Origin of the sequence: Niveispirillum fermenti (genome assembly GCF_048066175.1) — a bacterium.
Lineage (GTDB): Bacteria > Pseudomonadota > Alphaproteobacteria > Azospirillales > Azospirillaceae > Niveispirillum > Niveispirillum fermenti.
The window spans coordinates 226014-235688 of the sequence record NZ_JBLTXA010000009.1 but is presented as its reverse complement, the minus strand read 5'-3'; the positions used below and the strand labels follow the sequence as shown (position 1 = coordinate 235688).

Sequence of the window (9675 nt, the reverse complement as noted above, 5' to 3'; positions counted from 1 at the left end):
ATACTATTTTGCGGTGACCAGAACCTATTGGTTCTGGTCACCGCCCTCAATTGCCGGCGCCAACATTCGTTGGCGCGGGCGACGCCGCACGAGCGGTGCTGTGGCAGTCGCCGCCGGACCAACTTGCGATGCGTTCTACTCATCGCAAGTTGGTATGAGCCTGCATCAGCCTGTACCGCGCGATATCTCCACCCTGTGGCTTTCGATCATCTCGACCAATTGTCCGACCCGCTCGACGCGCGGTGTGCCGCCCTCTCCCAAAATCCCCAGATCCTCGCCGCCAATACCAAATTCAACCGGTGGCCCGCCGAATGATCCAATCCGAATCCGTATGATACCCTGCGCAGGGCACTTCAGTTCGTCGGTGCCGACAAGCTTTGGCCTTCCACCAAATGCGGCATGGCGCCCTTGTCCCGCCGCATGGCGAGAGGCAAGCTGAATGCCTTGGGTGCGGGTGCGGAAATTGTTCGTCGGGAGTTCTCGGCCTGACGGCCGATCACAGGTCCCGGCAAGATCAGCATCTTGCCGGCGGTCTTGCTTTTGCAGCTATTGCCGGCCTCCGGTGATTCATGCTGGCGCGGCTTGAGGCCGCAGGCGTCATGCTTGACCCGTTTGCGCATTGCGCCCACAACAAACCCATGACGAAGCAGGCCCGCATAGACACCCATCTGGTACGGCAAATCGCCGTATGGGTATTGCTATGCGCTCTGCTGCTGCGCGGCATGATCCCCGGCGGCTACATGCCCAATCTTGATCCAGCGGACGGGCGCGGATTTTTGGTCATCTGCTCGGGCAATGGCGGCAACCTGACACTGCCCGACGATACGCAGGCGCCGGCCGACACGCGGCAGGACGGGCTCTGCGCCTTCGCCATTGCTGGCGGCTTGGTGCCGCTTTTGGCCCTGGTGCTGGTTCTGCTGTGGCTGGCGCCGCGTGCCGTGCGCCATCGGACCATCGCCGTCGGCCCCCGTGTCCGCTCTCTGCTTTGCGCACCGCCCGGAGCCCGGGCGCCGCCATTCTTCGCCTGACAGACCTTCGCTTCCTTCCATAAACGGGACCATCTCCGGTCCCGCCGTCGCGCATCGGGCTGCGTCCCGTGGTGACGGCGATCGTCCGCGCCTTTGATCGGCCTGCGGATGCACAGGATCATGTCATGCTGAAGAAATTGCTTGTCGCGGGTGCCTCCACCCTGGCCCTAACCGGCGCCGCTCTGGCCGTGACCGATGCGGAGGAGTCCGCTGTGGTCGTCATCGGTGAGCGCGAGGTGGCCAGGCTGGACCTGCCCACCGCGACCGCCAGCCGCCTGGGCCTGACCCTGCGCGAGACGCCGGCAACAGTAGAGGTATTGACCCAGGAGGATCTGCAGGTCCGCGGCCTGCGCACCTCGCGTGAGGCCTTTGCCGATGTCGTGGGCGCCATTGCCGGCAATGTGCCGGGCAATCCCGCCGTCGTCTCCATGCGCGGCTTTTCCGGCAATACCGTCTCCATCCTTCAGGACGGGGTGCGGGTTTCCAGTTCCACCATGGTCACGCGCGACAGCAATAGCTGGCATTTCGACCGGATTGAGGTGATCAAGGGGCCGGCCTCCGTGCTGGTCGGCGAGGGCGCCTTGGCCGGTGTCATCAACAAGGTGACGCGCAAGCCCAGCCTGGATGGAAACCATGTCGACGCCATGGCCGCTTATGGCAGCTTCGATACGCTGACCCTGGCCGGTGGCGTCAATGTCAAGTTGTCGGATGATGTGGCTGTGCGCGCTGATGCCAGCCGGATGACATCGGACAGCCTCTATGACGTGAAGGACAACCGCACCCGTTCCAGCGGCCTGACCGGCAGCCTGCTCTACCGGCCGGCGGAGAACCTGTCGGTGCTGCTGGCCGTCGATCATTACAATGACAAGTACGAAAGCTCATATCAGGGGGTGCCGCTGGTCTCCGCCGCCGTGGCCCGCGATCCCAGCAAGGCCCTGCGCGCCGCCAACGGCCTGGTGATCGACAAGGCGCTGCGCCGGGAGAATTACAATCCCGAGGGTTCCTATTCCGGGGCGGACGAGACGACCTTGCGCTCGCGCGTGGATTACGGCTTTGCCGATGGCTGGACCCTGTCCAATGACCTGATGTGGTACAAAGCGACCCGCGATTTCGTGCTGAGCGGGGATCAGAATTTCACGGCCCCGACCGCCACCTTCCCCAATGGCAGCTTCGCCCGCTCGCTCCAGGCCATCTATCACGATCATGAATTCTGGAACGAGCGGCTGGCCCTGTCCAATCAGGGGGAGATCGCGGGCCTGCGCAACCGTTTCACCATCGGCGGTGAATATAACGACACGGATTTCATCAATCCGCGCAAGCAGAGCCTGGTGGGCGGCCTCTCCGCCGTCGATCTCTACAATCCGATTGTGGGTGCCGTGCCGGCGGGTGACGGCGTCTATGCCAGCCAGAATGTCGTGTTCGACAGCGGCCTGACCACCAAGGCGATCTTCGCGGAGAACGCCCTGAACCTGACGCCGCAATGGCTGCTGCTGGCCGGCGCGCGGTACGAGAAGATCGCGCTGGCCCGCGGCATCACCAACCTGAATGCCGGCAACGCCATCACCGGTGCCGATGCCGATTACGATCCCTTCTCCTGGCGCATGGGCACCACCTATGACGTGACGCCGGGCATCACGCTCTATGGCCAGTACACCACGGCGGCACAGCCGGTGGGCAGCATGCTGACCCTGTCGCTGGCCAATGCCGCCTTCAAGCTGACCAAGGGCACATCGGTGGAGGCGGGGTTCAAGGCCGACGCGCTGGCAGGCCGGGCCAGCCTGACCGGATCGGCCTATCGCATCAGCCAGAAGAACATCGTCACCCGCGATCCCGCCAACCCGTCGCTCGCCGTGCAGGGGGGCGAACTGGCGGCCAAGGGCGTGGAAATGACGGCCAGTGCCGCCGTCACTGACCAACTGCGTCTGTCGGCCGGTGTCTCCTACACCGATGCGGAATATGAGGAACTGAATGAGCTGGTCGGCGGCCGGCCGGTCAGCCGGGCGGGTAACCGACCCTCCAACATTCCCAGCACGACCTTCAATGCATCGGCACTCTATAGCCTAGAAGGGCTGCCGGTCAGTTTCGGCGCCTTCGTCCGCCATGCCAGCGGCTTCTACACCGACACGGCAAACAGCATCTTCGTGCGCGGCCATTGGCTGCTGGATGCATCCGTCACCTATCGCCTGACCGAGGAGGTCAGCCTGTCGGTGCGCGGGCGCAACCTGACCGACGCCTTCTATGGTGAATATTCGGGCTATGCCAGCACCAATGTCTATATCGGCGCGCCGCGTGGGGTGGATGTCACCCTGACGGCCAGGTTCTGAGCGCGGGGAGGGCGTCATGGCCAAGGTGGATAACAGACCCTATGGTCCGCTCTACCGCGCCGTCTGGCGCTGGCATTTCTATGCCGGGCTGGTCACGGCGCCTTTCCTGCTGATCCTGGCGATCACCGGGGCGATCTATCTGTTCAATGAAGAGATCAATGATCTCTCCTATCCCCATCTGCGCTTCGTCGAGGCGGCGGGGATGCCGATGCCGCTCAGCCATATGATGGCGGCCGCGGAGGCGCATCTGCCGGGGGCGGTGACGACGCGCATCGACACGCCGGATGCCGCCGACCGCTCGGTGCAGTTCTTCATGGCCCTGCCGGAGGGTGACAGTCGGCGGGTGTTCGTCGACCCATACCAGGCGATGGTTCTGGGCGACCTGGATTATCGCCGCACCCTGATCGGCATCGCCGATCAGGTGCATGGATCGCTGATGCTGGGGGAGACGGGCGACGCCATCGTGGAACTCATGGCCTGCTGGGGCGTCGTGCTGACCGTCACCGGGCTTTATCTCTGGTGGCCGGCAGACCGGTTCCGGCTGCGCGGCCTGCTGGTCCCGCGCCTGACGGCGGGGGGACGCGCCCTGTTGCGCGATCTGCACGGGGTGGTGGGCTTCTGGTCGGCGCTGCTGATCCTGTTCCTGATCCTGACGGGCCTGCCCTGGGCCACGCAATGGGGCAACCTGCTGGTGGGCGTGATGGATGCCACCGGCATCGGCTATCCCGCCAGCCATCGCGGCTATAACGCGCCCACCAGCACGCCCACGGCCAAACAGGCGGTGGGCGACGTGCCCTGGACGCTGGAACCGACACCCATGCCGGCGTCCCAGGCCCCATCGGGTGGCCATTCCCATCATCAGGCAACGGGTCCGGCGACGGGACCGATGGATGGTTCCATCGGCATCGACCGGGCGGCGGCGATCCTGGCGGAAAACGGCATGGAATGGCCCTATCGCCTGTCGCTGCCGCGCGGGGAGACAGGCGTCTATCTGGCCTTCACCTATCCCGGCCAGCCGCAGGGGCAGCGCAGCCTGTATATCGACCAATACAGTGGCGCACTGCTGCGCGAGGTCTCCTATGCCGATTACGGCTGGGGTGCGCAGGCGGTGGAACTGGGCGTGCAACTGCACATGGGCAATTATTTCGGGCTGACCAACCAGATCCTGATGCTGATCCCCTGCATCGGTATTGTGGTCCTGTCCATCACCGGCCCCTGGATGTGGTGGAAGCGCCGGCCCCAGGGGAAGCTGGGCGTGCCCAAGGTGCCAGGGCCGGCCAAGCTGCGCAATCTGGTGCTGATCACGCTGGGCCTCTGCGCCCTGTTTCCGTTGGCTGGCGCTTCGCCGCTGGCCGTGCTGGTCGGCGACAGGGTGTGGACCGGTTTGACCCAGCGCAAAGCCAACCAAATCGGCTGATCTCCCGTCGGGGGGGGCAGCCTGATGGTCGCTCAAGTCCCCTGATCATCGGAAAATCACCATGGGCCTGTCACTACCGGATGGCCATGTCGGAGAAGGCAGCGCGCAGGCGATGATCGAGGGCGGGGCCATCGCGCGGGCCTTCGACACGGTGGACGTCACCTTCTCCACCGCCAGCCGCCGGTTCAAGCTGGTGGCGGGATAGGGGAAGGGGCGGGCGGCGATCAAGGTGCCGATCCCGCCTCCCCCTCTGGCACATAGATCATGCGCCCGTCGGGCAGGCGATAGGTGATGCCGGCCTTCACGCCCTTGCCCTCGCCAATCTGGCCGGTGCTGTCATAGCGGGTCAGCTCCTGGCCGTCCTTGATTGTGATGCGCATCTCCGGCGTGCCGGGATTCTCCACCACCGTCACCTTGTCCTGGCTGAACGGGTTCAGCGGGTTGCGGACGATCATGATCATCAGGACGGCGATGACCACCAGGAACAGGTCGATCAGGTTGACCACCGACAGCAGCGGATCATCCGCCTCATCCCCTTCCAGAAAGCGCATCACTTGCCTCCCGCCCGTTCGATGCGGCGCAGTTCCTCCAGCAGCCAGCGACGGCGGATGGTCAGGATGAAGAAGCAGATGCTGGCCGCCACCAGCGACAGGATGACGGCGGCGAAGGCCACGGCCAGGTTCTCGCCCATGGTTGCCCCCTCATTCCGGGTCAGGGCCAGCAGGGCAGGGCCCATGGGGATCATGGTCGCCACCAGCCCCAGCATGGGCGCGGTGCGTGACACGATGCGCACCCATTCCAGCCGTTTCAGGATCCACAGTTCCAGATCATCGGTGGCGGCACCGGTGGCGGCATGGAAGGCGGCCAGGGCGGAGCGGTGGCGGCTGCGCCGGCGCTGCCACGCCTCCATCGCAAAACCACCCAGCGCCAGGAAGGCATAGGCAAGTGCCGCCAGGATCAGCAGTATCACCGGAATCATGAACAGGCCAGCCAGATCGTAAAGGCTGGCTTCAAGGGCGTTCATCCGTCATCTCTCCTTAAATGGTTGCGTCATTCAGGCGGCGCTGGTGCAGCGCACCCGCCGTGATCAGGGCCATCAGCAGGCCCAGCCCGGCCCAGCGGTGCCAGGGCGGCGGCTCGCCGCCCTGTTCATCGGGCTGCACCTGCCGCATCACCTGTCCCTGCACGGATGCGGCATCGGCACTGGCGGCAGTCGCCCCCGCCACGCCGGCATCCAGCCCGAAGCCGGCGGCCATGGTCTCGATGAAGTTGCTTGTCTGTACCGCTGTCGCCTGGGTGCCGGTCTGGTCGGCCAGTTCCTGCCAGCGCTGCGCCAGTTCGGCGCGGGTCTGGGCAGACGCATCCCAATATCCTTTACGGATGGCCTCCACCATCCGTTCGACAAGCTGCATCTGCGCCGTCGGGTTGCTGGCCTCGAACCATTCATTCAGGCCCAGTTCGCGCCGGTCCATGACATAGGTGTCGTGCATGGCCTGCCACTGGTCGGCGCGCACGGTGCCGGGATCGGTCACCTGCCAGCCGAACAGGTTGTTGACGACATTCAGCATCTCCAGCGTGCCGGCATAGCCTTCGGCCTGCATCGCCTTGATCCAGTGCGGGTTCTGGTAGCGGGTGCGCAGCTCGTCCGCCAGGAAGCTGGCGGCGCCGGTGATGCGGGCCTGCGGGTTGCGCAGGTCGGCGACATAGAGCGACGGGCTGGCACCATCCAGATGGCGCACGGCCAGCGACAGGCCGCCCAGATATTCGAACGGGTGGTCGGTGGACAGGATGCCATGCAGCTTGGATGAGCGCGACAGCACCGCCGCCTCCACGCCTGACAATTGCCGGGCGAACAGGTTGGTTCCGTCCAGCTTCACGCCCCATTGCTGGGCGCCATAGCCATATTGCAGGCGGGAAAGGAAGCTCTCGGCCAGCTTGCCCTCATCCTCCCATTGCGTGCTGTCCAGCACGGCGCCGGGCAGGCCGGAGCCGTAATCGCCGGGTTCGTTGCTGAACAGGCGCAGAGTGGCGGCCTGTCGGGCGGCGGCTGGTTCCATCCCGGATTTCACCAGGTCGGCGGCCAGAAGCCGGCTGTTGGCGGCAATATTGTTGCCGGGCTCGTCCAGCATGGCCAGCCGGTCGATGGCATCGGCCAGCAGGCGCATGAACCCGTCGAACTGGTCGCGATAGACGCTGGTGATCTGCAGCACGGCATCGATGCGGGGCCTTCCAAGTTCGATCACCGGAATGATCTCGATACTTGTCACCCGTCCGCCCTGGTCCCAGACCGGGCGCAGGCCCATGGCCCACAGGATCTGGCTTTCCACCACGCCCAGATGCCGCATAGCCTCCGACGACCAGAGGGTGAAGGCCAGCTTGATGGGCATCTTTCCCTCATGCTCTCCCTGATAGGCTGTGATCAGGTCGGCCAGCGCCTTTTCGCCGGCCTCATAGGCGCTGCGGGTGGGCAGCTTGTTGGGTTCGAACGCATAGAGGTTGCGGCCGCTGGGCACATCGGGATTGCGGATCGGGTCACCGCCCGGCCCCGGATGCACTATGCGGCCGGAAAGCCCTGCCAGCAGAGCCTCCAACTCGCCGGTTTCGGCAAGATGGCGGTCCAGTTCGACGGCGCGTTCCACCTGTGCGCGCAGGCCCGCATCCACAATCCCGTCCACAGGGGCGCTCTCGCGCAGATGGCGTTGGAGCAATCGATAGGGTTCGGCTTGCTGCAACTGGCTGAAGTCGCCGGCGAACAGCTCATCCGGCTCACTGCCTGCCAGACGGTAGAAGTCCCCGCCCAATTGCTGCATCACCGTGGAGAGGCGGTGTTCCGGCGTTGCCGGCTGGCCGAACACATGCAGGCCCAGCGGCAGCGCATCCTGTGCCAGCACATGCAGATGGTCATGCAGCACGCCCATGAAGCCGGGGAAATCGGCCGCGATGCGAGCGGCGTCCCAGCCCAGATCCTTGTCCATGTTCGCTGCCCTCACCGCAGCGCGGATACGGGCGGCGGTGGCGTCGCGGGCGGCCCCTTCCTCCAACTGCTGGTATTCATGCACCAGCGTGTGCAGGTCGCGCAGTTCGTCGTAAAGCCCGGCCGGGGCGAAGGGCGGGGTCTGGTGGCTGATGGTGACGGCGCGGCCACGGCGGCGGGCCTGCATCGCCTCCCCGACATTATCCTGGATATAGGGGTAGAAGACCGGCAGGTCGCCCACCGTCAGGAACGGATAGTCGCTGACTGACAGGCCCCGGTCCTTGCCCGGTGTCCATTCCTGGGTGCCGTGCGTGCCGAAATGGATCAGCGCATCGGCTCCCGATCCGCGCAGCCAGAGATAGGCCGCCAGATAGAAATGGTCGGGCGGCACCTTGGTATCGTGATAGGAGGCGCCGGGCCTGCCGGCACGCGGCGGCTGCGGCAGCAGGGTCAGATTGCCCAGGCGGGTGACGGGGATGATGAAAGCGGGTTCGCCCTTCACCTGTCGCAGCGCCCAATGTCTGGCCGGATCGCCCCAGGCGGCATTCACCTCCGCCTGCCGTGCCGCCGGCAAGGTGGCGAACCAGGCCTTGTAGGCCGACAGGGGCACGGCGACCGCGAACCCCTTGTCCATCAGCCCTTCCAGTTCTGCCTCGGGCCGGTACAGCCCGCCCAGCATGGATTGCGCCCTGGCGGTGATTTCCGCCTCGCTGTGCGGTTCCACCGCATAGCCGGCTGCCTTCAATGCCTTGGTCAGATGTTCCAGGCTGCGCGGGATGTTCAGGTTGGAGGCGCTGATATTCTTTTCCCCCTCCGGGTGGTTCCAGAACATCAGGGCCAGATGCTTGTCTGCCGCCGGCTTGCGGCGCAGGGTCGCCAGCCGCTTCAGCTTGGCGATCAGCGCGTCGGCCTGGGCTGCCATCAGCACCGGTTCGCCATCGGCAAGGGCGCCGATCACCATCGGGTCGGCCATGCCCCAGGCTTCCGGCACGGTCAGCAGGGCCGCCATGGTGCCGGCCTGGATGCCGCTTGTGGATTGGAGGAAGGACGCCTCGTCCCCTTCCTGCCAGGTGAAGGCGGGGAGGGCGGGCACGTCGAGCGCCAGCAGTTCCGCGACACGCGCCGGGCCATTCTGCATATGGGTCAGGTTGACCATCGCGTCGATGCCGGCGGGTGCCAGCAGGCTGGTCATGCCGTCATCCTTGCCCGCCTCGAACCAGAAGGGCAGGGGGGCGAGGCCGGCCTGCTCCATCCGTTCCACCAGCGCGTCGATCATGCGGGTCTGCATGCCCGACAGCATGCTGGTATTGATGGCGATGGCGACGCGCGGGGCATCCTTGGCCCAGCGCTCCCGGCCCCAGGCCAGATAGGCCGGTGCATCGGTGAAGGGACCGGGGGCGGCCGGATGATAAAGTCCCGCCTTGGGCAGCAGTTCCGGGGCCGGCAGCGGCCCGGGATCGCGACCCCCTGCCTGTGCCGCCACAATGGTGAACAAGGCCCGGAAATTGGCCGGGCCGCCATTGGCGTAATAGGCAATCAAGGTTTTCGCCTGATCCGGCGGCATGCCGCCGGCGCCGGGCGGTCCGCCGCCGATGCGCAGCCAGGGGATGGAAGAAGCCTCCAGCACCCCGCCCAGCCGTTCCCGAACCTTGGCCATGTCGTTGCCGCGCGGGGCATCAATGATGACCAGATCGGCCCCGGCCAGCCAGTCGGCGGGCGTGCCGGAAGTCTTCTCCACCCAAAGCCCCTGTACATCCACGCCTTGGGCCGCACCGATCTCCGCCAGCCGCTTGATCTTGCCGGGTAGCACGAAGTCGCTGGTGATGATGCGGACGGTTGGCCGGTCGGCCGCCAAGGCGGCCGGGATGGTAAGTATGAGGGCTAGAAGTGTCAGGAACAGCCGCAATACCCAGCTGCTTCCCGCAGCTGGGT

The 9675-nt window shown here is 65.6% G+C and carries 9 protein-coding genes; 5 read left to right on the top strand and 4 right to left on the bottom strand.

The genetic code is table 11. The features are described from left to right. A partial coding sequence (locus ACM9LZ_RS12215; RefSeq protein WP_416619745.1) for a hypothetical protein occupies nucleotides 1-315 on the top strand: 315 nt, incomplete at its 5' end. 38 nt (nucleotides 316-353) lie between these two features. Here the strand turns inward: ACM9LZ_RS12215 and ACM9LZ_RS12210 are convergent. Beyond that, a complete protein-coding gene (locus ACM9LZ_RS12210; protein WP_416619744.1) occupies nucleotides 354-620 on the bottom strand; it encodes a hypothetical protein in 267 nt (88 codons plus the stop codon). Between the two features lie 18 nt (nucleotides 621-638). Between ACM9LZ_RS12210 and ACM9LZ_RS12205 the strand changes: the two genes are divergently transcribed. The 4 genes from ACM9LZ_RS12205 (at nucleotide 639) to ACM9LZ_RS12190 (ending at nucleotide 4974) form a co-directional block, all read left to right on the top strand. After that, nucleotides 639-1028, top strand: a complete 390-nt coding sequence (locus tag ACM9LZ_RS12205) for a DUF2946 family protein (RefSeq protein ID WP_416619743.1) — start codon at nucleotides 639-641, stop codon at nucleotides 1026-1028. Between the two features lie 125 nt (nucleotides 1029-1153). Further along, on the top strand, nucleotides 1154-3352 hold the full coding sequence (locus ACM9LZ_RS12200) for a TonB-dependent receptor (protein WP_416619742.1): 2199 nt from the start codon (nucleotides 1154-1156) through the stop codon (nucleotides 3350-3352). A gap of 16 nt (nucleotides 3353-3368) precedes the next feature. After that, entirely contained in the window at nucleotides 3369-4769 is a 1401-nt protein-coding gene (locus ACM9LZ_RS12195) for a PepSY-associated TM helix domain-containing protein (protein WP_416619741.1), read from the top strand. 61 nt (nucleotides 4770-4830) lie between these two features. Next, complete coding sequence (locus ACM9LZ_RS12190) at nucleotides 4831-4974, top strand: hypothetical protein (protein WP_416619740.1); 144 nt, start codon at nucleotides 4831-4833, stop codon at nucleotides 4972-4974. A gap of 19 nt (nucleotides 4975-4993) precedes the next feature. On the opposite strand, the gene ACM9LZ_RS12185 is transcribed toward ACM9LZ_RS12190, so the two are convergent. From ACM9LZ_RS12185 to cobN, 3 genes are read right to left on the bottom strand one after another with little or no spacing between them, the layout of a single operon-like run. Then, nucleotides 4994-5320 (bottom strand): DUF2149 domain-containing protein, encoded by a 327-nt coding sequence (locus ACM9LZ_RS12185; protein ID WP_416619739.1) that lies wholly within the window; start codon nucleotides 5318-5320, stop codon nucleotides 4994-4996. Further along, complete coding sequence (locus ACM9LZ_RS12180; RefSeq protein WP_416619738.1) at nucleotides 5320-5793, bottom strand: MotA/TolQ/ExbB proton channel family protein; 474 nt, start codon at nucleotides 5791-5793, stop codon at nucleotides 5320-5322. The genes ACM9LZ_RS12185 and ACM9LZ_RS12180 overlap by 1 nt, the downstream gene beginning before the upstream one ends. Nucleotides 5794-5806: 13 nt before the next feature. Further along, complete coding sequence (gene cobN / locus ACM9LZ_RS12175; RefSeq protein ID WP_416619737.1) at nucleotides 5807-9649, bottom strand: cobaltochelatase subunit CobN; 3843 nt, start codon at nucleotides 9647-9649, stop codon at nucleotides 5807-5809. Nucleotides 9650-9675: the final 26 nt, after the last annotated feature.

Excerpts from the sequence above, each read along its gene's own strand:
- ACM9LZ_RS12210 (WP_416619744.1), bottom strand. The coding sequence starts at position 620 with ATGCGCAAACGGGTCAAGCATGACGCCTGCGGCCTCAAGCCGCGCCAG.
- ACM9LZ_RS12205 (WP_416619743.1), top strand. The coding sequence starts at position 639 with ATGACGAAGCAGGCCCGCATAGACACCCATCTGGTACGGCAAATCGCC.
- ACM9LZ_RS12200 (WP_416619742.1), top strand. The coding sequence starts at position 1,154 with ATGCTGAAGAAATTGCTTGTCGCGGGTGCCTCCACCCTGGCCCTAACC.
- ACM9LZ_RS12195 (WP_416619741.1), top strand. The coding sequence starts at position 3,369 with ATGGCCAAGGTGGATAACAGACCCTATGGTCCGCTCTACCGCGCCGTC.
- ACM9LZ_RS12190 (WP_416619740.1), top strand. The coding sequence starts at position 4,831 with ATGGGCCTGTCACTACCGGATGGCCATGTCGGAGAAGGCAGCGCGCAG.
- ACM9LZ_RS12185 (WP_416619739.1), bottom strand. The coding sequence starts at position 5,320 with ATGCGCTTTCTGGAAGGGGATGAGGCGGATGATCCGCTGCTGTCGGTG.
- ACM9LZ_RS12180 (WP_416619738.1), bottom strand. The coding sequence starts at position 5,793 with ATGAACGCCCTTGAAGCCAGCCTTTACGATCTGGCTGGCCTGTTCATG.